13 protein-coding genes are annotated in these 21668 nt (G+C 64.6%); 7 read left to right on the top strand and 6 right to left on the bottom strand.

Annotated features, from left to right (window positions below):
* Positions 1–32 precede the first annotated feature (32 nt).
* Complete coding sequence (locus ACYQ6J_RS14260) at positions 33–1349, bottom strand: ISKra4 family transposase (RefSeq protein ID WP_460184857.1); 1317 nt, start codon at positions 1347–1349, stop codon at positions 33–35.
* Positions 1350–1519: 170 nt separating this feature from the next.
* Complete coding sequence (gene rfbD, locus ACYQ6J_RS14255; RefSeq protein WP_460184856.1) at positions 1520–2386, bottom strand: dTDP-4-dehydrorhamnose reductase; 867 nt, start codon at positions 2384–2386, stop codon at positions 1520–1522.
* Between the two features lie 290 nt (positions 2387–2676).
* Between rfbD and ACYQ6J_RS14250 the strand changes: the two genes are divergently transcribed.
* From ACYQ6J_RS14250 to ACYQ6J_RS14235, 4 genes are all read left to right on the top strand, one after another.
* Positions 2677–4671, top strand: coding sequence for an alpha/beta hydrolase family protein (locus ACYQ6J_RS14250; protein WP_460184855.1), 1995 nt, complete (start codon positions 2677–2679; stop codon positions 4669–4671).
* A gap of 84 nt (positions 4672–4755) precedes the next feature.
* Positions 4756–6018, top strand: a complete 1263-nt coding sequence (locus ACYQ6J_RS14245; RefSeq protein WP_460184854.1) for a C45 family autoproteolytic acyltransferase/hydrolase — start codon at positions 4756–4758, stop codon at positions 6016–6018.
* 844 nt (positions 6019–6862) lie between these two features.
* A complete protein-coding gene (locus tag ACYQ6J_RS14240) occupies positions 6863–8146 on the top strand; it encodes a PQQ-binding-like beta-propeller repeat protein (RefSeq protein WP_460184853.1) in 1284 nt (427 codons plus the stop codon).
* Between the two features lie 28 nt (positions 8147–8174).
* Positions 8175–9116 carry an ABC transporter substrate-binding protein gene (locus tag ACYQ6J_RS14235; RefSeq protein WP_460184852.1) on the top strand — a complete coding sequence of 314 codons (942 nt, stop codon included), beginning with the start codon at positions 8175–8177 and terminating at the stop codon, positions 9114–9116.
* A 476-nt stretch (positions 9117–9592) separates the two neighbouring features.
* Here ACYQ6J_RS14235 and ACYQ6J_RS14230 read toward each other — a convergent pair whose 3' ends face one another.
* Together ACYQ6J_RS14230 and ACYQ6J_RS14225 are read right to left on the bottom strand one after the other, a co-directional pair.
* A complete protein-coding gene (locus ACYQ6J_RS14230) occupies positions 9593–13069 on the bottom strand; it encodes an ABC transporter permease (protein ID WP_460184851.1) in 3477 nt (1158 codons plus the stop codon).
* Between the two features lie 21 nt (positions 13070–13090).
* A complete protein-coding gene (locus ACYQ6J_RS14225) occupies positions 13091–13771 on the bottom strand; it encodes an ABC transporter ATP-binding protein (protein WP_460184850.1) in 681 nt (226 codons plus the stop codon).
* A gap of 817 nt (positions 13772–14588) precedes the next feature.
* Here ACYQ6J_RS14225 and ACYQ6J_RS14220 point away from each other — a divergent pair.
* Complete coding sequence (locus ACYQ6J_RS14220; protein WP_460184849.1) at positions 14589–15257, top strand: zinc ribbon domain-containing protein; 669 nt, start codon at positions 14589–14591, stop codon at positions 15255–15257.
* Between the two features lie 28 nt (positions 15258–15285).
* On the opposite strand, the gene ACYQ6J_RS14215 is transcribed toward ACYQ6J_RS14220, so the two are convergent.
* Together ACYQ6J_RS14215 and ACYQ6J_RS14210 are read right to left on the bottom strand one after the other, a co-directional pair.
* Entirely contained in the window at positions 15286–16983 is a 1698-nt protein-coding gene (locus ACYQ6J_RS14215; protein ID WP_460184848.1) for an ExeA family protein, read from the bottom strand.
* A gap of 64 nt (positions 16984–17047) precedes the next feature.
* Entirely contained in the window at positions 17048–18277 is a 1230-nt protein-coding gene (locus tag ACYQ6J_RS14210; RefSeq protein ID WP_460184847.1) for a hypothetical protein, read from the bottom strand.
* Positions 18278–18593: 316 nt separating this feature from the next.
* Here ACYQ6J_RS14210 and ACYQ6J_RS14205 point away from each other — a divergent pair, with 316 nt between their 5' ends.
* Together ACYQ6J_RS14205 and ACYQ6J_RS14200 are read left to right on the top strand one after the other, a co-directional pair.
* On the top strand, positions 18594–19259 hold the full coding sequence (locus tag ACYQ6J_RS14205; protein WP_460184846.1) for a phosphoribosylanthranilate isomerase: 666 nt from the start codon (positions 18594–18596) through the stop codon (positions 19257–19259).
* 270 nt (positions 19260–19529) lie between these two features.
* Positions 19530–21248, top strand: a complete 1719-nt coding sequence (locus tag ACYQ6J_RS14200) for a hypothetical protein (RefSeq protein WP_460184845.1) — start codon at positions 19530–19532, stop codon at positions 21246–21248.
* The last annotated feature ends 420 nt before the right edge of the window (positions 21249–21668 follow it).

Raw genomic sequence — 21668 nt, 5'->3', positions numbered from 1 at the left:
AAGGAGGGTGCGGCTGATAGATCGTGGCAAGTTTAGGCGGCTTGTTGGAGATGGGCAGACCACAGGGCGTCGAAGCGGCCGTCGTAAAGGGCGGCGCGGAGGCGCAGGATGGCCTCCGCCCGACGACGACGCCAGTTGCGCATCCCGGCCTGTTTACAGCGTGCCCCCACCAGGCACTTGCAGGCCGACTCGACCGGGCCGCTGCCAATCGGCAACCCCGCCGCACGGTAGCGGGGATAATCCATCCGCTCCGCATTGTTCTTCAGATACACTCCCAGCTTCCGCAACGCCTCCCGCTTGCTCGGCGCACGCAACTGTTTCTGCAAGGCGGCGATCGCCACGCGCGCCTGCCGGTGACCGCCTTCCCACAATTCTAAGAGCCGCTCCTTCGCCCAAACCTTCGCTTCCTCCGTCCCCACACCGAATACGTCATGGGCCGCTTGGTGGACGTTCTCGCTCAAATGATACCAATCCAAGACGGGCACAGCCTCGGGAAAGTGGAAGGCCGCCAATTCCCACAGCCAGTGCGCGCCGTCGCCCAAGAACACACGTTGCGACGCTTGGCCGTAGCCGGTGCGATAGGCCTCCAGAAACAACTGCCGGCCAAACTCCTCCAACGACAAAAACCGGGCGAACGTCTTCTGCGCCAGGGTGTTCTTTTCCCCGTCCAGGGCCCGCACCCGACCGACACGAATCTCTCGCCACTCGCCTTCCGCGTGAATCATGGCCCCATCCGCATACACCGCCACCACGGGAGCATGGCACGTGGACTGCGGCATCCTCTGGGCTTGCTCCGCGGGCGACAACCCAAAGAACGTCTGGCGTTGAGCGTCCTCCTGGGCCAAGAGCATCTCACCCGCCGTGTGCGCGATCTGCTGGATCGTTTGCTTGCTCAGTTCCACGCGGTGGTCCGCACGCAAGACCGTCTGCACTTGTTCCGCCGGTATCCATGCCATGAGCCGGGCCACCACTTTCGCCAACGGCCAACTGACGCCGTGGCCGGCAAACCGCAACCGCGCATCGTGCGGATACCATTCCTCTTCACAACGATCACAACGCCGCCGGGGACGCCGGCATTTCACGTCGCCGAAAGTCGTCGCCACCGTGCAAGGCGGGCAGCCGCGATGCCGCATGGACTCCCCACAACACGGACACTTCGGCAACGCATCCGACGTGTTCGCCGAATCCGCCCACGCCTGCAAGGCTTGATTGCCCAGGCCGTGGAAGCCCTCGCTCAAGACCTGCTCCGCTTTCTCGAAGTCGTCCACCTTGACCGGCATCGCGTCCAACACGCTGTCAAACTTCTCGTGCAGTTGACGACGCTGCTCTGCGCTGAGTACACTCCTCATCACGATTCCTTTCAGGGTGTTAGGGGAACTTCCAACAACGCAAACCTCTAACACCCTGTTTTACTTATTCCCCCCAATCGCGCAACAGCATTTCAGCCGCACCCCCGCCGCCGTGCGGGGTTTCCGAGCCTCTGGCGGGCTTGTTTGTGACCGAACAGGCGACCGGGCGGTCAGGCGGGCGGCGGAACTTCGCCGCGTTCGCGAAGGTACTCGGCCAGGGCTTCCTTCCAGTGCGGCAAGGGAGGGGCGTCCGAAAAGCGATGATATTTCGAGGTATCCAGCACGCTGAAGGCCGGTCGCGGGGCCTTGGCGCCGTATTCCTCCGTGGTGATCGCCCGGATGTCCGCGTCGATGTTCATGAGGCGGAAGATCTCGCAGGCAAAGCGGTACCAAGTCGTCGCGCCGCCGTTGACGACGTGGAACGTGCCGTACATTCCGCTGCGCAAGAGATACAGCACCGCCGCGGCGACGTGCGGGACGTAGCTGGGCGTGCACCATTGGTCGTCCACCACGCGGAGCGTCTTACCCTGCCCCGCCAAGCGGATCATGGTCTCCACGAAGTTGCCCGGCGAATTCGGGCCGAGTCGCCCGTACAAACCGCAGGTCCGCACGATGAAGTGCCGCTGCCACGCCAGGGCGCGGAGTTCGCCTTCGTACTTCGATTGTGCGTAGACCCCTCGCGGGAAGACCGGGTCTTCTTCGCGGTGCGGTTCGGCGTCCGGTCGGGCGGCGCCGAAGACGTAATCCGTGCTGATATAGACGAGCGGACAATCCAAGCGTTGGGCCGTTTCCGCCAAGATGCCGGTCCCCTCGGCGTTGACGGCGAAACACCGCTCCGGTTCGTCCTCGGCGCGATCCACGGCGGTGTAAGCGGCGGCATGGATGACGGCCTCGGGGCGGAGGGCCGCCAAGCGCTCGCGGACCTGTTCGGGTTTGGTGAGATCGAAGTCGGGCAGGTCCAGGCCGACGGCGGCATCTCCCAGTCGGCGACAAAGCTCCCCGCCCAATTGTCCGTTACTTCCGGTCACCGCAATCATGGTCGCATCTCGCCGAAAACTCTGAGGTCTCGCCGCGGTCCGCCGCGCTGGGACGCCGCGCTTGCGTCGTCCACGGTCGCGAGGATGCTTCGCCGCCGCGGATCGCCGAGCGCTGCGCAGTCTCAATCTTGGTTGAGTCTGAGGGGCGGTGCAACCGGACCGGCAAGATCGGTGTAGCAAGCAAGGCGGTACGGGGGCTTGTCGCGGGCGGGGGACGTTGGCGGCGGACGGGTCGCGTGGCACGCATCTCCGGTCGATCGGGCTTGGCCCAAGCCGGAGGATCGCGAATAATGGTTCGCTTCGGCGACGTGGGGGCGTTGTTCCGAACGCAGCCCTCGGACGCCGGGGGAGTGCTCGTCGCCCTTTCGCGGACCCAAGAGTCCGCCGGTTTTACGGCAACTACGGTTGATCGACATCAAGCCTGGGAGGATCGGCGCGTCATGGGAGCCGAACTGTCTCGTTGGAGTTTTCTAATGCCCGTTTTGCGACCGGCAAGCCGCGGGTTTTCGGCGATGTGCCGGACCGGCGTTCTTTCGGCGGCGTTCCGCGGCGCAATGCTTGCGGGCGTGCTGTTCGCCTTGGTCGGCGGCATCGCAGTCGGGGCCGAAGAGGGGGCCGATTCCGGGGCGGCCGCTTCGACCGATTGGCGGGCCGGCGGCGTGTGGACCGTTTCCAAGTCCTCGCACGGCGGGAGTTTCGATTGCCGAATCGTTTCCGTCGCGGAGAAAGAGAACTGCCGCGTGATCCACCTGCGGTATCCCTCGCCCGTGGTCACCGAGTTGCCGCAAAACAACGTCATTCCCGTGGAATACTATGTGCCGCTGAACATGCGTGCCGAAGATCCGCCGCGACCGGCGGTGATTTGTCTGCACATTTTGGACGGCAGTTTGGAGTTGGTGCGGATTTTGTCATCGGTGTTGGCGTCGCGCGGCATTCCGGCGATGGTCTTCCAATTGCCGTACTACGGGGAGCGCGGCGGTCCGAACGGTCCTCACGACATTCTCGCGCGACCGGAGCGATTCACCGCGGTCCTGGATCAGACGATGGAGGAGGTGCGGCGTGCCGTCGATTTCTTGGCCTCACGACCGGAGGTCCGCGCCGACCGCATCGGCGTGGCGGGGATCAGCCTGGGCGGAATTATCGCCGCCTCCGCCGCGGAGCGTGAGCCTCGATTGCATCGGGCGGCCTTGATTCTGGCGGGCGGAGATTTGCCGGGCATCCTCGCCACCGCCCGAGAGGCCGAGGATCTGCGGCGATTCCTTGCCGGGCTATCCGAAGAGCAGCGGTCGGCGGTCCTGGAGGCGTTTCGCCGGGCCGACCCGTTGTATCAAGCGGATGCCCTCCGCGAGCGTGCCCGGGCGGGAAACGTCCTCATGATCAACGCCGGCGAGGACGAGGTGATCCCCAAGGCTTCCACGGAAAAACTTGCTGAAGCCTTGGGCATTTCGGATCGGGTGGTGTGGCTGGAGGGGATGGGGCACTACACGTCGCTGGGAGCGTTGCCGCAGATTTTGGATACCACGGCGGCGTTTTTCGCGCAGGATTTGCCGCCCGGCGCAGCGCCCTCGCCCGCCCCTGCCGCGGGCAACCGGACGCCTGCCGCCCTGCTTTCGGCCACGCTGCGGGAGTGGACGCGGTTTTATTTGCAGGAACCGTCCCCGGGACGATGCCATATCGTGCGGCTGAGGGCGGACGTGCAATCGCAACAAGGCGGCCAAGACGGCGAGATGATGCTGATTCGCGGCCACGGTCCGCGCTTCCGTCTGACCGGCAAGGTGCCGCAACTGGGAGGTTTTACCATCGGACAGGGCGACTTTCCCTGGATGACGTCGATTGCCGGGAAGACCTTCGCCGGACGCGAGGGGCCAAGCGCCGTCCGCTCGCCGCTGACCTTCGTGCGGTCCGAGTATCTGCAAAGTGCGCGGTTCGCGGTGATGGCGGTGGCGGGTGCTGCGGCCTCCCCCGCCGCGCTCGAGGCCCTGGTCGAAATCCGCGAGATTCCGTCCGAAGACGGGCGGCGAACGCTGGTGGTGACGCAACCGGGCGAACAGCGACCCGCCGCGCGGTTGATCTATCCGCCGAACGCTTCCGTTCCGGAAGAATTGACCGTGGAAGCCGATGATGCCACCGTGCGGATTCGCTTCGAGAGTTGGCAGACGGAAGCCCCCGCCGCCCGCGAATTGTTCGCGCCCCCGGCCAACGCCGAAATGCAGGACGTTGCCGCCGAGGATGTGTATCGCATGTTCGGTGCGGTGATCAATTTCGCATTGGAGAGTTTGCCCTAGCGGGTGCGGCCCGGCCTGGGAGGCTTTTACGTTCGCTTCGCATAACACGACGCACCATACGCATCGCCTGATCGAGGTTTATCCATGACGCAGAGCTTTTACGGCTTGGACGGTTCGCGCGCAATGTGGCCGTCGCGACGTGCTCGGCTTGTTGTTTGGCCCTTCGTGGGACTGCTTGTCGCTTGGACCGTGCTGACGGTCCTCTCGATGCATCGGGCGGTCGCCGAATCTGCGATCGCGCCGCTCTCCGCCGAGGGTTATCGGATCGTCGCCGTCGATCCCGAGGGGCACGGCGTATTGCTGCACTATCAGGGCAAGCAGATCGTCATCGTGGACGGCAACCCGCGGGAAATGGGGACGGCACACGGGCGACTCTTGGCGGGACAAGTTCGCTATTTGGTGGAACGGGTGGTGTACGGGGTGGGCGCAGCCGATTCCATGGCCGGGGGCGTCTGGTTCTTGGATACCATGGCCGAGATCGAAAAGCGGACCGCTCCCCACGTTCCCGCCCGATACGTGGAGGAAATCGACGCCCTTTCCCAAGCCGCGGGCGTTTCGATCCGCGACGGTCGCTACGCCAACTTCTTTCCCGAGCGTTTTCATTGCAGCGGCGTGGCGGTTCGGGGCAAGGCCAGCGCCGACGGTTCCGTCGTCCATGCCCGGGTTCTCGATTACATGCGCGACATCCATCTGCAAAAGTGCGCCGCCGTGCAGGTCTTTCTGCCCGAAGGCCGCCATGCCTGGATGAGCCTGGGCTACGCCGGTTTCGTCGGTACCGTGACCGCCATGAACGAAAAGGGCTTGGCGGTGGGCGAGATGGGCGGTCGCGGCGAAGGCGATTGGGACGGGATGCCCATGAGCCTGCTGCTCCGCGAGATCATGGAGCGGGCGTCCACCGTGGAGGAGGCGTTGGAGATTCTCCGCCAAACTCCCCGAACCTGCGAGTACTATTACGTTTTCAGCGATCGTGAGCGGAACCTTGCCGCGGTCCGGGCGGTGCCGAATGAGGTGCTGGTCTTGCGACCCGGCGAGCAACATCCCCTTCTGCCGCCGGTTCCCGAGGACACCGTGTTCGTCTCCGGCGAGCGTCGGGCCGAAATCCTCAGCGAGCGATTGCACGAGCGGTTCGGCCGCATCGACCCCGCCGCCATGATCGAGATCATCAAGCGACCTGTGGCCATGAGTTCCAACCTGCACAATGCCGTGATGCAACCGGAAAAGCACGATATGTGGGTGGCGGATGCCGGGCGAACCACGCCCGCCTGTGACGAGCCTTACGTGCGGGTGAACCTGGGCCGACTCCTCGAGTTCTACCGCGGCTGGAAGACGCCGCCCGCCGAACAATGAACCCCGCGGATGACGCCGACGCCGCGTGCCGGTGCCGTGTGCGATACGCTTTCTGGAGCCGCCGGCGTAAGCCGGTGGTGGAATCCTGGGTAGTGATAAAACACCTCCAGCTCACGCTGGAGGCTCCTGCTCGCGCCGTGTGCGATACGCTTTCTGGAGCCGCCGGCGTAAGCCGGTGGTGGAATCCTGGGTAGTGATAAAACACCTCCAGCTCACGCTGGAGGCTCCTGCTCGCGCCGTGTGCGATACGCTTTCTGGAGCCGCCGGCGTAAGCCGGCGGTGGAATCCTGGGTAGTGATAAAACACCTCCAGCTCACGCTGGAGGCTCCTGCTCGCGCAGAGTGCAATACGCTTTCTAGAGCCGCCGGCGTAAGCCGGCGGTGGAATCCTGGGTAGTGATAAAACACCTCCAGCTCACGCTGGAGGCTCCTGCTCGCGCCGTGTGCGATACGCTTTCTGGAGCCGCCGGCGTAAGCCGGTGGTGGAATCCTGGGTAGTGATAAAACACCTCCAGCTCACGCTGGAGGCTCCTGCTCGCGCCGTGTGCGATACGCTTTCTGGAGCCGCCGGCGTAAGCCGGTGGTGGAATCCTGGGTAGTGATAAAACACCTCCAGCTCACGCTGGAGGCTCCTGCTCGCGCAGAGTGCAATACGCTTTCTGGAGCCGCCGGCGCAAGCCGGCGGTGCAATCGCGGGCGACTCGGGCATTTGACACCTCCGCGACGCTCGGTCACAATTGACCCGATGCCGAGCGAGCGGCGGCGAGGGCTTGCCGCCGTTTCGGCGAGGGTCATGTTGCCCCTGTTTTCTTCATCAACGACGCGTTTTGACCGGGAGGCGGACCGTGTGTAGAGCATCGTGGGCATTGGCGACGGGTTTGGTTTCGTTCGTGTTGGTCGTGCAGGCGGCGCGGGCGGCGGATTGGCCGGAATTCCACGGCCCTAATCGCGACAACATCTGCCCCGAGACCGGTTTGCTCGACCAATGGCCGGAAGGCGGTCCCAAGCTGCTGTGGAAGTTGGAAGGCCTGGGCCGGGGCTATTCCACGGTCTCTATCGCGGACGGGCGAATCTACACGATGGGCGATCGCCGCGGCGACGGCGGCTCCGAGCGGCAGTACGTCATCGCGTACGATCTGGCGAGTCGGAAGGAGTTGTGGGCGGCGGAGGTCGGCCCCCCGCACTCCGACGGCGGTCCGCGCTGCACCCCCACCGTCAACGGCGGCAAAGTCTACGCCATCGGCACCAGCGGCGATCTGGTGTGCCTGAACGCCGCGGACGGGAGCGTCGTTTGGCGGAAAAACTTCGAACGCGACTTCGGCGGCGTGATGATGTCGGTCTGGCGGTTCAGTGAATCGCCCCTGGTGGACGGCGAGAAACTGGTGTGCACGCCGGGCGGACCGAAGGCCCTGCTGGTCGCCCTGAATAAGGATACCGGCGAGACGATTTGGCAGTGCGATCCCGGCGACTTGGGACCTGCCGGCAAGGACGGGGCGGGCTACGCCTCCATCGTTCCCGCCGAAATCCACGGTGTGCGGCAGTACGTGACCGTGGTCGGTCGCGGCGCCGTGAGCGTCGATGCCCAAACCGGAAAACTGCTCTGGAACTACAACCGCATCGCCAACGCCGTGGCCAACATCACGTCGCCCGTCATCCGCGATCATTACGTCTTCGTGACCACCAGCTATCGGACGGGCTGCGCCCTGGTGGACGTGGAGCGCGACGGCGATCGCTGGTCCGCGCGCGAGGTCTATTTCTTCGACTATCGCCACTTCGCCAATCACCACGGCGGCGTGGTGCTGGTAGGCGACGCGATTTACGGCGGGGACGGACAGAACCAAGGCACGCCCACCTGCTTAGACTTCATGACCGGCAAGATCAACTGGAAGGAAAGGGCGCTCGCCCGGGGTTCCGCCGCCGTTCTGTACGCCGACGGCAAGCTCTATTTCCGTTACGAATCGGGCTTGACGGCCCTGATCGCCGCCGATCCCAAGGAGTTTCGCGTCATCAGCTCGTTCACGCCCGAGGTCGTGGACGGTCCCGCTTGGCCGCATCCCGTGATCTGCGACGGCAAGCTCTATCTCCGGGCGCACAACGTGCTGATGTGCTACGACGTGAAGGGCCGCTGAGCAGGGACGGATCAGCGCATCGCAATCCATGTGGAACCAAGCGGAAGATAGGGGAGCGCGAGTACGGCGGGCGATTCGGCCGACCGCGCTCCTTTTGATGTTTCTGTGGGCGGCGGGGTGCGGTTCAAGCGACGGACCGACCTCGCCCGCCAAGCCGTCTTCCGCCGGTCGAGAGCCTACCGCCGTTCCCCAACGTGTGGTCTCGCTCTCCCCCAGCATTACCGAGACGCTGTTCGCGCTGGGTGTGGGCGATCGGGTGGTGGGCGTGACCGATTTCTGTCGCTATCCACCCGAGGCCGCCGACCTGCCCAAAGTCGGCGGATACCTCAATCCCAGCGCGGAGGCCGTGCTGCGGTTGCAACCCGACTTGGTGATCGTCCCCGCCGGCGCGCAGCGCTTCGAGGAAATGTTCGAACATTTCTCGCTGCCGGTTCTGACGGTCGATCACCGCAACTTGGAGGGCGTGTTCGCCTCGTTCGAAACATTGGGCCGGGTCTTCGGCGTGGAGGAGCGGGGCCGAAAGGAGGCCGCCATGCTGCGAGAGCGGTTGGATCGCGTGGCCGAGCGATGGCGCGGCCGACCGCGTCCCCGTGTGTTGCTGGCGATCGACCGCACGATCGAAGAAAACCGTCTCCGCGACGTGTACGCCGCCGGCGACGACGGGTTTCTGGATCAGGTCATCGAACTGGCCGGCGGAGAGAACGCGGCCAAGCATTTAGGCGTCCCTTTTCCCGTCCTTTCGGCCGAGGGAATCCTCCGACTCGATCCCGAGGTGATCGTGGACCTGGTGGGCGACATGCCCGCCGCGGACGTCGATCGCGAGGTCATCCTCAGCGGTTGGAAGCAGGTCCGCGAGGTCGCGGCGGTACGGACGGGTCGGGTGTACATTCTGTCGGACGTGCCGGTGGTCCCCGGTCCTCGCACGCCGCTTTTGGTCGAGCGGCTGGCCCGATGCTTCCATCCCGAATAAATAAGATAACCAAGAGCCTCGGGCATTCACCTCGGACAAGGAGCCTCAGGCGAACCTCTGGACCCTCGGGCAAGCCTCTGGAGCCTCGGGCGTAAGCCCGAGGTGGAGGAAGTGCCACAGCGTCTTATTTCCCGGGCGTCTCCACCACCAGCTCACGCCGGTGGCTCCTGAATACGCATTGCGAAGCGCACAAGCGAGCATTCACCACCAGCTCACGCTGGTGGCTCCATGCGCAATCGCGTGTTGATGGGAAATGCTTAGAGCCGCCGGCGTTAGCCGGCGGTGGAAGAATCAGGGTTCGATTCGCGCGAAGTTGGGAAGCGATTTCACGCGTTCTCCACCACCAGCTCACGCTGGTGGCTCCTGAATACGCATTGCGAAGCGCACAAGCGAGCATTCACCACCAGCTCACGCCGGTGGCTCCTAAATAGGCACTGCGCTACGCGCGGGCACGATGCCGCCCTTCGCGTTTGGGGTCATTCGCGGCGGAGGGCCCCGATCAAGGGCAGTGCGGTCAGTTGTCGTCCCGCCAAGGCCGCGGAAATCAGCCCGACCGCCAAGGAAATCGGCACAATCCAGAGCAGCGTGGTGAAGGACGGGAACGCCCGACCGAGGAACCATTGAGGCAGCACCGCCGCGGCGGCGGACGCCGTTCCCAGGGCCAAACCGCCCCCTAGCAAGACGAGGTTTTCCAGGACGATCAAGTTGCGGATGCGGACGTCGCGAAACCCGACCGCCCGCAACAGGGCCAACTCCGACTGCCGCTCGGCCACGCTGCGAATTTGGGCCGCCGCCAAGCCGAAGGTCCCCAGCAGCAATCCCAGGGCGCCCAAGGATTGGAACGTGGAGAGGTACGTGTTTTGGACGGCCAGCAGGGCGGCCTGGCGTTCGGTCGTTAGGGTCATGGTCATGCCGTAGTCCAAGCACTGCCGCTCCAGCACGCGTTGCACGCGGTGCGCCTCCTCCCGCCAATCCTGCGCCGTTTTCTCGCCCTGGGGCTTCTCGCCCCGGTTCGGCGCGGCGGCGCTGTGCGACGCGACGCGCGGCTCGACGAGAAAATAACGGTAGCCGGTCGTGTCGGGAAACAGCTTGATGAACGCCTCTTCGGCGATCAAGACGTTTCCTTGAAAGATGCTGTTTTGCAGCGTGGCGACGACTCGGAGTCGCACGGGATGCCCCCGCCCGTCCAGTATCTCGAACTCCGCGCCCACGCCGGAGAGATTCAGCGAATACTTGACCGTGGCGTCGTCGAGGATGGCCGGGATGGGAGTCGTCGGCGACGAGTTGCCGCCGTCGGGCATGTCCAAAAGGTGCCACGGGTTGGTCGGCGCACCGGGTGCCGCCGCCTTCGGCATACCCGCCGCAAAGGAAAAGCCGTCCCGTTGACGCAGCGCCTTGGGCACTCCCAAGACCCGGGGTTGGTGCGGGCGATAAAGATTGAGGCAACCGGCGTCCTCCCCGCTCTGGAGCCTGAGCGGAACGATGCGCACGGCATCCAATCGGCGCGCGTCTTGCGGAGAGAAACCGAGGGACCGGCGACCGTCGGGCGTGTTGAGGTCGGCGAAGATCGGCTGATCGGTCTCGCCCAGCAGCCAAAATCCGCCGTTGCCGCCGTCCTTCGCGGGGACGGATTGCGAGGGGTCCAAGCGGAACGCCGCCACGGAGAAGATGAGGAAGCACGCGGCAGCGGTCATGCCCAGGCTCAAGGTGCTTCGGGTCGGATTGCGGGCGGCGTTGCGGAGGGCCAAGCCTCCCAGCGAGCGCGCCGCCCGGGCCTGACGGGCCGACCGATGGAGCCGCGCGAGCAGGGCGAGCATGGCCCCGGCCAGGATCAACAGTCCCACCAGAAAGAACGCCAAGGCCTGTTGCATTTCATCGCCGCGGACGCCCAAAGTCGCCGCGCCCAAAGCCAGCAGGAAGCAGGCGAGAGCGATCCAAGCCTCCAGTTTCGTCCTCCAACTTCGCACGCCCGCCGCGGGGGAGACTTCGCCCGTCCCGCCGGACAACAGCTCCCGCGTGGGCGCTCGCACCAATCGCAAAAGCGCCCAGGTCGTCACGACCGCGGCGGTGAGGACGCCGGCGCATCCGCCGATGAGCAGGGAGCCTGCCCCGGCGTGGAAACGCAGAAACGGCACGGCGACGGCGGGCAACCAGATGGTGTTGAGACCGGCGACGAAGGCCGCCGCGTAGCCCAGACCCAAGGGAACGCCCAGGATGCCGCCCAACAGGCTGACGACGCACGCTTGGCCGAGCAGGAAGATCAGCAGGCGCCGGGGGGGCCAACCGACGGCGGACAGCACGCCCAATTGCCGCGTTTGCTTCTCGATCCCCAAGCGAAACAGGAGCGAAGTCAGCAGCAGCCCCGCCGTCATCACGAACATATTGAATCCCAAGAACAGCATGCCGAACGATGTCGTGCCGGCCGATGCGGCGAGTCCTTGACGTTTGACCGGCAGCAGCGTGATTCCGGCTTCCTCGGCCGAGAAGCGCAGTCGCGATCGGATCTCGTTTGGCGAGACGTTCGGCGGCGGGAGGATGCGGAGCGAGGTGGCATCGCCCCAACGATTGGCCCAATACCGCGCGGCGATCTTCGGGGAGAAGTACGCCTTGGGCGTGCCGCGATGGCGTTCCCAATACTCCTCGTCGGCGGGCGTCACTTTGCCGGCGTCGAAGGGAAAAGGCGGATCCCAATCGGCGATGGAACGGCGATCGGTCAGGCCCGCCACTTCCGGCATCAGCTTGGGATCGTCCGCCGCCTCCGCGATCGCCGTAATGCCGCTGACGCGGAACGTGCGCGTGGTCCGCCGGACCTCGCCGCCGGTTTGCTCGGGATCGAACCACGTGACTTCGACGGTGTCGCCGACGGCCACGTGCAACTGCTCGGCCGCCCAGGTGTTGAGGACGACTTCATCTTCCCCGGGCGTGGCGACGGGCGTACCATCGGGGGCGGGGAAAGGCCCCAGCGGAGGCGCGGGCGCCAATTCCAGGGCCGCCGCCGTGGCGTAATAAATGGCGTGCGTCCCGGCGCGGACGGTCTCCAGCAGGTAAAAGAAAACGGGGTCCGCGGCGGCGGGCTTGAGTCGCGACTCGACCAGGCGGCGGAGAGAAGGTGCCAGCAGCATCCGCCGACTCGTCAGGTGGACATAGCCCCTCGGCGATTCCTCCCATCGCAGTCCCAGGTCGTCCGCCGTGAAGATCGAGATCTCGCCCAGTCGCCGTTCGGCCTCGGCGGCGGCGGGGCGGTCCGCCCGCTTGCCGGTAATCAACCACACGTTGGCGGTGTCGGGCGAGTTCAACCGTTCCGCCAGCCAAGCCGAATCGACGAAGGCGTTCCGCGGCGCCTGTTGGGAAGGTTCCAGGGCGAATCGTCCCGCGCCGTCGTCCTCGATGATCGCTTTGACCGTGACGACCGTCGATTCGATGGTGTCGGCCTTTCGCCCGAACACGCTTTCGCCGGGCACGACTTGCAGTCGCGGCAGGCGGAGGATGAGGCGATCGCCGGGGGTCGCCCCGAGCAGTTCCGCCGTTTGCCGGTTGAGCACGATTTCCCGGGGACCCGGCGGTTGGGGCGGTGCGTTTCCCATCGCCGACCAAAAGCGGGCGTCGCAACCCAAGACCTGTACGTGACCCGCCGCGGCGCCGTCGGGCGATTGGCGCTGCAAGGCCGCGTACAGGCGGATCACCGGGACCACGGCGTCGAAAGCCGCGGTGAACTCGGGCGAAGACGCCAGACGCTCGGCCGACGCGTTCGTAAGCCAATACGGGCCGGTCATGGCCTGATCCACTCGCCCCAAGCGATCCAGCGTCAAACGCCGCAGGCTGAACCGCATGGAGTCGCCCACCACCAAGGCCCCGGTGAGGACCGCGGCGGTGACGGCCGCGCCCAAGGCCGCCGTCAGATGCAAACTCCAAAAATAGCCGACGGTCTTCCGTAGGAATTGCACGAAGTTCATGGCCCGCTCGATCCCCTTGCTTTAGACCGGCGTCGGCTGCAATCGGCCGCCTTCCAGCCGAAAAACGCGCTCGGCGGCGGCGGCCAAACGCTCGTTGTGCGTCACGAGGATTAGCATCGTGCCGAACTCCTCCGTGGTCCGAAACAGCAGTTCGCGGACGTGCTCGGCAGTGGCGGCGTCGAGGTTGCCCGTCGGTTCGTCGGCCAGGATCAAGGCCGGGCGACGGATCAAGGCTCGGGCGATGGCCGTCCGCTGGCGCTCGCCCCCGGAAAGCTCGCCGGGGAGGTGTCCCGTTCGACTCTCCAGCCCCACCCGCTCCAGCAATTCGGTCCCCCGCCGCACGTCCTCGTCGCCCACGCGACCCTCGGCGAGCACGGGAATCAATACGTTTTCCAAGACGGTGCACTGCGGCAGCAAGTGATGATCCTGAAAGACGAATCCGATGTGGCGTCCGCGAAAGCGAGCCAAGGCGTCGGGCCGGAGTTGGGCGGGGTCTTCGCCGTTGAGCAGCACCCGGCCGGAACTCGGCACGTCCATGCCGCCGATGATGTTCAGCAGCGTGCTCTTGCCCGACCCGCTTGGGCCGATGATCGCCAGGCGCTCCCCCGATCGGACCTGCAAATCGATGCCTTGCAGCACGTTGAGAGGTTCGGCCCGAGTGGGGTAGCTCTTGGTGACGCCTTCGAGTAGTAGCTCGGCCATGGTCCGTCGCCTGTGGTTGGTTGGGTGGGCGCAACGCCCCTGCGGCCTGCGCGTGCCGAAAGGAGCGGTCGCTCCGTGTCGTCCTCCGTCAATCTACCGCGCCGCAAGCGGGAACCGCTACCGATTCGCGGAATCGCGCGGCAAATTGAGGCAAACCGCGTAACCCCGCCATGCAAGCGCGAATGGACAAGAGACCTAGAGCCTCGGGCGTCAGCCCGAGGTGGAGGAAGCGCCACAGCTTCTTATCTCGCGGGCGCTTCCACCACCAGCTTACGCTGGTGGCTCCAGGAAGCCAATTGGACAACGCGCGAGCAGGAGCCTCCAGCGTGAGCGGGAGGTGTCTTATCGCTACCCAGGGTTCCACCACCAGCTTACGCTGGTGGCTCCAGGAAGCCAATTGGACAACGCGCGAGCAGGAGCGTCCAGCGTGAGCGGGAGGTGTCTTATCGCTACCCAGGGTTCCACCACCAGCTTACGCTGGTGGCTCCAGGAAGCCAATTGGACAACGCGCGAGCAGGAGCCTCCAGCGTGAGCTGGAGGTGTCTTATCGCTACCCAAGGTTCCACCACCAGCTTACGCTGGTGGCTCCAGGGATACTAATTGCGCGGCGCACAAGCGCGAGCATTCACCACCAGCTTACGCTGGTGGCTCCATGGGCAATCGCATGTTGATGGGAAATGCTTGGAGCCGCCGGCGTTAGCCGGCGGTGGAAGGCGCGGCCGCAGCGCCGGGCCGCGCGGTTGCATCCCGCGACGCGATGGGTCACCATAAATCTCGAACCTCCATCGCGGAACGATTTCGGGGAAGGAAGCGACTCATGTTGACCGTGGTGTGCCCCTCCTGTCAGACCAACCTGCGCGTGCGTCCCGAGCTTGCGGGGAGGGCGGGGAAGTGCCCCAAGTGCGGGGCCATCGTTCATGTGCCGGTCCCCGATCAGGATGCGCCATCCGAAGACCCCGGCGAAACCGTGCGCTCTGCCCAAGAGGCCGCGACCGGAGACGAGTTTCCCGACATCGAACCGGCCGACCGTCTGGTCCGCGATTACCACTACCTGGTCGTGGATCGCAACGGTTTGACGGCCTCGTGGGAGAACAACGGCCAAGGCTGGATGATCCGCTCGGGGACGACGTTCGTGCGGGCGGTTCGCAACGCCGACAAACTGCCGGGTCAAGGTGATTTCAAACTAGTGGAGCTTCAGATTGTGCGGAGGGAGGACGGTTCCCATCGCTTGAAGGGCCTGGCCGTCTATCAACTGGCCCCGCGTTACGCCGTGACCCGCATCGAACGGGGAGAGGACGCGATTCTGCAAGCGGTCCGCGGTCCGGGGTCGCTGAGCAAGGAGCAGAAGGCCGCCGTCTTCGCCTATATCCGAGATAAGTTCATGCGGCCGATCTGGGAAGACAATGCGGCCCTCGTCGAGTATCTGACGAACATCGACTACCGTTCCCCAGGCATCTCGCCGCACACGCACCCCTTTGTGACGTGAACCGTTCGCGGCGCGGCAGCGCGGCGCATCAAGACTCGGGCGAAGCGGCGGCGCGCTGCTTGAGTTGCGAGAAGAGTCGGCGGAATTTCGGACTGCGAACCGCCGGGCCGACTTCGCATCGGCGGTGCTCGGCCTCATCCCGGGCGGTCGCTTCTCCGACGTGGTTATCGAAGATCAGCACTTCCGTGACGCCGGCGTCTTGCGGTTCCGGCTCTTGCACGTCCTCCGGGCACGGCGGAGTATCACCGGCGGTCGGTGCGGTCTCGCCGCCATCGCCTTCGATCACGATCTCCAGGGTGCCGGTATCGGTCTCCGCCGATGGTTTCTCCGCCGTCGCCTCTTCCAGCGTCGGGCTGTGAAGGCATTCCCTTTGCGATCGCGTCGCCGTGTCCGGGACCGGACCGCCCGTGACCGGAATCACTTGCTGAAACTCCTCCTCGAAGGGGTTTCCCCAGTCTTCGAAGATCAGTTCCACCTCGGTCTTGGTCGCGGGCGGGCGGAATTCCTGCTGCAATTGCCGGACCGCCTGCTCGGCCTGCCGAAGGTGTTCCAAGGGGCGCAGTTCGATCGGGTCGGAGACATCGGCCGCAGGACCGCCGAGGGACTCGCCGGAGGGGACGGGAAAGGCGCCGGTCGGTCCGCTCAAGGTTCGGCCCGGACCATGAAACCGCGTTGCCTCGCCGTTTCGGGAAAGTTCGTCGTCGCCGGTTGCCGCGACCTCGGGGGCGGACGCATCGTCGCCGAGACGCTCGTCGTTGGGCGATTCACTCACCGCGTCCGAACCGGCCTGCGAATCCCCGGCGATGTCTTCGGTCAACCCGTCGGAGGTCGAGACGGCGTCCAAGCCCTCGTCCCATGTGCCGAATTCCACGACCTGCGAGGAAGAGCTTTTTCGTTCGGGGGCGGGTTCCCACGGCATGGGAAGCTGCTGTAAATCGGACCAGGCCTCTTGGACCAATTCCGGCGTGATGCGTTCGATCTCGTCGGCGAAGGCCAGCAGCAAGACATGGTCGCAGATTTGATTGATCAGTCGCGGCACGCCGCCCGTGGCGTGGTACACCGCCGCCAGGGTCTCCTCGGACAGCATGGCGTCGGCGTTTCCGCCGCAGAGTCGAATCTGTTCCCGCACGTAGGTAAAGGTGTCGGCCCGGCTCAAGGCATCCAAATAACAGCGTGCGGAAATCCTCTGGCTGAGAGGTTGGAGTTTTCCCGCCGCCAGCTTTTCCTCCAGCAAGGTGCCTCCGGAAAGGAGCAGGCGCAGCGGCGGTTCCTCACCCCGTCCCAGATTGAGCAAAAGCCGCAGTTCATCCAACATGCGCAGGGAGAGCGTGTCGGCCTCGTCGACGATCAGGACCAGCGGCTTTTCGCGATCCGGGCTGAGAAGATAGTCCATCAAGGCCAGCCGCAATTCGCCGTCGTCCATGCCCTGATAAGGCCGATGCAGTTCGAACAATACGGCTTGAAACAGGGCTTTCCGCGAGGGAATGCGTCCCACGGCGGGCATAACCACCTCGCAACGGGCCGCCAAGTCCGCGCCCACCGCTCGGCACAACAGTGTTTTGCCCGTGCCGGTCGGACCGACGATCAAGCCGACGCCTTCGCCCCGGGCCAGGCACCGCGTCAGCTTGACGCGGAATTCCTCCGTCGTCCGCAACGCGACGTAGTGCCGGAGGGACGGCACCGCCGGGAAAGGACGTCGACGAAGATGAAAGAATTGCTCGTACATGTTCGATTTGCCGGTTGATTTCGAAGGGTCTCGGAAACGGGTCGGCGATCTTGGCGTCGCCGCGTCATCGCCCTAACAATTTTGGGGCGGGCAGCGGTTCGGCGCCGTCCGCACGCCAGTATCGCCGGGGGGGCGGTTCGTCGCGGGAAATCTCTTCCGGGCTGCGCAGACCGTTCCAAATCCAGCCTGCCGCGATGGTCGCCAGCAGGCTCAAGGCCGCGGCCAGCGTCCCTCGCAGTCCGAAGGACGATTGCGACCGTCCGTTCGCGGCGGTCGTCGCGGGACCCGCTCGATCGGTGACGGGGGGCGCGGAGGCCGACCGGTCCGCGAAATCGCGCCACGCTTCCTGGAGGGCGGCGGCGGATGCCTCTTCTCGGCACAGCGCCGCTTGCAACTCTTGTCCCGCCGCGGTCGCGTGCTCCAGTAATTGCGACAGCGTCGCCTCGCCTGCGGCCAGATCGCGCATCGCCTCGCGAAAGGCCTCGGTCGGGACCGTCTCCGGCGTCGATACCTCCGGTTCCTCGCGGAGTCCCCCGGAAAGGCCGTTCCCCACCGGCGGTCGCGAGACGGCGGTTGCCAGGTCCCGGCGATGCGGCGCCGGCGGTTCCGAAGCCTCGTGATTCGATTCAAGACGATATCCGTCCCGTGCAAACGCGCCCTGATGGTCGATCCAGCGCTCCAGTTGTCGCATTTCGCTCCGCACTTCCGCAATCATGGCATCCAGTTGTGCGACCTCCGGATGGGCGGGAGTGTGCGTCGCGGAGAGTTGGGCGCGTTCCATTTCCAATCGGGCCAAGTAGCCCTTCAGGAACGCCCATCGCTGCCGTTCCTGCTCGGTGGGATTCGTTCGTTCCGCCGCGGCGGTATTGCCCGCGGTCGCAGAGGGTGGAATCACGGCGATCGATCCCTTGGCCAGGAGTTCGGTACCGTAGCGACGCGCATCGTGGAGCGCGGCGACGTGTTGCAGCCACGCCCATTGCATCTGTCGGGCGACGGCGGCGTATTCGGCAAACGCCTTTTGCGATCGTTCCCGCGCGGCAAGCCATGCCTCCCAACGATCTTGCGGTAACGCCGGGGTCTTTTGACGGAGGGATCCGCCGGTTGCCTCGTGCAAGGTCGCTTGGGAATCGTGCTCGGTTACGATGCCGGGGGCGTCCGCGAGGGGACGCGAGAGCCACATCACGGTCGCGAAGGTCGTCGCCAAGACCGCGATGCGGACGATCCAACCAAGGGGATCGCCGCCCGGTCGCGCCTTCGCGGATTGTTGGAATGTCGCCTTTCCCGGATGTGCCATCTCGCAATAGAACCTCGAATCCGGTGCCGTTCGCGCGGCGCGGAGGCGCAGGACGATCCCGCGGCGTCCGCCCGTATAATGCGGTGGTAGGGGCCATCCGGTCCCATGCCGCTCCTCCCCCGGAATCGACTTTTCCCGGGATGAGCTTTAGTCGGTTCAGTGCGGTCGTTTTGCTTTTGCCAATTGTTCCGGATTTTTCGATCAAGCTGCCGCCCTTGTTCCGGAGAGGGCGATCGGCCAATGCGGTCACGCCGCAGGGCATCGGACGTCGATTGCGGCATGAACCGACCCAGCGACCTCGACCTGAGAAGAAACGATGTTTCGCATCAAGATTTGCGGAATCACGCAGCCGGAGGATGCCGAGGCGTGCATCGCGTCGGGCGCCGACGCCGTGGGCCTCAATTTCTATCCACCAAGCCGCAGGTACGTCCCGGCGGAGACCGCGCGGGCGATTGCTCGGGTGGTCTCGGGGAAAATGCTTCGCGTCGGGGTGTTCGTCTCGCTGCCCGTCCCAGAGGTGCGAGAACTAGCGGCCTATGTGGGTTTGGACGCCGTGCAACTCCACGGCGACGAACCTCCCGAGGTCGTGGCCGCCTTGCAGCCTCTTCCCGTCATCAAGGCTTTCCGCGTCCGAGAGAGTTGTCGATGCGTCGAGGATTATTTGGCGGAGTGTCGCAACCTGGGCGTGCTTCCCGCCATGATCCTCCTGGATGCCTGGAGTCCCGAGGCGCCGGGCGGAACCGGCAAGACGTTCGATTGGTCGGCGGCGACGGAATTCGTCCGCCGCCATTCGCAAGTCCCCGTCGCCCTGGCCGGCGGCTTGAGGCCGGAAAACGTCGCCCAGGCCATACGCACCGTTCGTCCGCAGGGTGTGGACACGGCGGGCGGCGTGGAATCCTCGCCCGGCAGAAAGTCGCCCCATCGAATTGCGGCCTTCGTGCAAGCCGCACAAGCGGCTTTCGCTGAGTACGAAGGGTCGTGAGGCAACGGACGCGCGCAATCGAGTCTTCCCCGGCGGTACATCCCCCAATCCCGACCCTATGGGCAAAGTGCCCGTACATTTTCCACAGTTTTCCGATGCCGCATATTACGAATGCTGCCTGAATTAGCCAATATCTCTATTCATCCTCTCCGATAGTTCTTACGGCGGAACCCCTCACGGAAGCCTTCAGCTCTGTCCCGCATCTTTCTTTCCCGCCGCGGACTTTCCGGCAAGTTGCATCTCTCAAAGCTATTTGGGGAGGACCCAAAGATGGCGAAACGTTGGTTTCCCGGAACCGTGTTCGGATTCTGTAGTGGAACTCTGCTCGTAATCGGTTTGACTTCATTGCGGACGGATCATCAGGCAATCGGAAAACAGGCGTCTTGGAGCCAACCCTCGAAGTACGAGACGACGACCGAAGAAAACCCTTGGCTGGAAATGGAGGACGAATCTTGGAACGACCTTGCTGAGACGGACGAAATCGACGAAGCGGTGATGGCGGAGGACAAGGCGGCGGAAGACGAGTTCACCGCATCGGACGAGGCCGCCGAGAACCGTTTGGAACCTGCGAGCGACGTTGCGAGTTGTCCGGTCGAAGAGTTCTTTTCCCGCATCTCCGAATTTCGTTACCGCTATCTCTTCCAGGGGCGAGACGAACTCGGCTTCTTCCCGAGCGAGCAGGCCCCATCCGCTGCTAAGAGTGATGCTGAGAATGAGGAGAAGCCTTCTTATCAATCGCAGGTACCGGAGATCGTTTTCGAGGAGGCCGAACCTCGAACAGAGGCTTCCCGCTACGGCTTTTACGACAATTACGGCCCAAGCGAACAGTTCTCGGCCTCGGTTTCGTGGTCCGACGGAGCGGCGGAATCTTCCCTCTCCGGCGAAGCTGAAGAAATCGCGGGCATGAACGCGGTGGAAGAAGAGATGGCGGAGGAATCGGCGGCAATGGATTCGCACGAGTATGCCGCGGAGTTGCCGGACGCTCAAATCGACGATTATCGCGATTACATGGATTACGAGGCCCTGTACGGCGACTACTACGAAGAGGCCGAACCGCAAGACGTCGTCGGGGGGCGTCCCTGGATGCGGCGCCGCAATGCCCGGCAGGTACCGGCGCCGACGGCTGGCGAGGCCGCGACGTCCGCGAAGGCGGGGGTAATTCAATTCCCAACCCTTGCCGAATACGCCCAGGTCCACGTGGAAGAGGATTGGGAGGCACGCGTTGCCGAGGGTTGGATCTTGGCCCGCAATGATGCCACGTTGCCGCAATCCGACGATCTGCAAACTGCCGCGGAAGACCGCCCGCTCAACGACGCCGCGACGATGACGGCGGACGCCGAGGCGTCCACCGATGCCCTGTCCGGCGACTTCGAGATGGTCCGCGAGGAGAGCCTGGAACCGCTGTACCAGGATTATGAAGAAGCCTGGATGAGCGGCGAAGTGTCCCTGCCGTCGCCCGAGCAAGAGCCGACGGAAGCCGCTCCGGTTTGGGATACTCCGATGCATGGAGAGCCTGGAGAAGACTTCCAATGGGAGGATGCCGCCGAGGAAACCACGGTGGAATTCCCGACCCTCCCGCGGTTCGAATCGGTCGCGGAAAGCATGCCGAACGCCGAAGCGACGTTCGAGGCTCAGGACGAGGCGGCATGGGACTTGGAGACGCCCGGTTACTCGCCCGCCGCAAATTCCGACGAGGTTTCGCACGTGTACGAAGGCGACTACTGTCAATCGGAGAAGTATCGCTACTTCGTTTACGAGGAGGGCTACCGAGGTTGGAAGGAACTGAATGCCGCGCTCTCCGAGGGAGAGAACGCGGATTCGGTGCGATTGGAGGTCGTTCTGCCTGCCCTGCTGCGGGCGATGGACTCTGTTCCCGAGTTCCTCAGCCGAACGGTGAGTGACGCCCGGCGGAACCTGGCCGATAGCCTGGCGTGGCTCTTGAATCGACCCCGGACGGCAGCGAAGCCGGATTCAACGAGCGTGAAATAGCCCCATCCGGCAGTTGCGAGCCTCGTGCGCCAAGGTTTTAGCATCCGGCACGGCGGGAGGAGCATCGTCTCCACCGCCGTGCCCGTTTTTCCGCGGAAAGTTTCGCCGCCGTTTCGGCAGAATATCTCACGTTAGGCCCCGTCGGGACGTGCCGTTCGGTCGCCTTTTCGCACGATCCCGCAGCCCCCCGATTTGACGGCTTTTCGACATTGAAACGCCGTTTTTCGAGTTTTCACAAACGGTGAGAATTTCCTGGAGCGCCGGTTCGGAACTCCGCGCCAAGGAGCGGCGTCAAAAGAGCGGCGGGGAATGGAGCCGCTCAGGCCGCGCTGCCCGTTCCTGTTGCCAAGCCGGGGAATGGGATTTACCTATCCATATTTCCCATCTTTCCGGATCGAAAGTTTTTGCTTGGCAAACGCA

Source organism: Thermopirellula anaerolimosa, from assembly GCF_054657335.1.
Note: the sequence above shows the minus strand (reverse complement) of the source record. Positions and strands in the feature narration are given on the sequence as shown.

Excerpts from the sequence above, each read along its gene's own strand:
- ACYQ6J_RS14205 (WP_460184846.1), top strand. The coding sequence starts at position 18,594 with ATGTTTCGCATCAAGATTTGCGGAATCACGCAGCCGGAGGATGCCGAG.
- ACYQ6J_RS14225 (WP_460184850.1), bottom strand. The coding sequence starts at position 13,771 with ATGGCCGAGCTACTACTCGAAGGCGTCACCAAGAGCTACCCCACTCGG.
- ACYQ6J_RS14250 (WP_460184855.1), top strand. The coding sequence starts at position 2,677 with ATGGTTCGCTTCGGCGACGTGGGGGCGTTGTTCCGAACGCAGCCCTCG.
- ACYQ6J_RS14200 (WP_460184845.1), top strand. The coding sequence starts at position 19,530 with ATGGCGAAACGTTGGTTTCCCGGAACCGTGTTCGGATTCTGTAGTGGA.
- ACYQ6J_RS14230 (WP_460184851.1), bottom strand. The coding sequence starts at position 13,069 with ATGAACTTCGTGCAATTCCTACGGAAGACCGTCGGCTATTTTTGGAGT.
- rfbD (WP_460184856.1), bottom strand. The coding sequence starts at position 2,386 with ATGATTGCGGTGACCGGAAGTAACGGACAATTGGGCGGGGAGCTTTGT.
- ACYQ6J_RS14220 (WP_460184849.1), top strand. The coding sequence starts at position 14,589 with ATGTTGACCGTGGTGTGCCCCTCCTGTCAGACCAACCTGCGCGTGCGT.
- ACYQ6J_RS14210 (WP_460184847.1), bottom strand. The coding sequence starts at position 18,277 with ATGGCACATCCGGGAAAGGCGACATTCCAACAATCCGCGAAGGCGCGA.
- ACYQ6J_RS14215 (WP_460184848.1), bottom strand. The coding sequence starts at position 16,983 with ATGTACGAGCAATTCTTTCATCTTCGTCGACGTCCTTTCCCGGCGGTG.
- ACYQ6J_RS14235 (WP_460184852.1), top strand. The coding sequence starts at position 8,175 with ATGTGGAACCAAGCGGAAGATAGGGGAGCGCGAGTACGGCGGGCGATT.
- ACYQ6J_RS14245 (WP_460184854.1), top strand. The coding sequence starts at position 4,756 with ATGACGCAGAGCTTTTACGGCTTGGACGGTTCGCGCGCAATGTGGCCG.
- ACYQ6J_RS14260 (WP_460184857.1), bottom strand. The coding sequence starts at position 1,349 with ATGAGGAGTGTACTCAGCGCAGAGCAGCGTCGTCAACTGCACGAGAAG.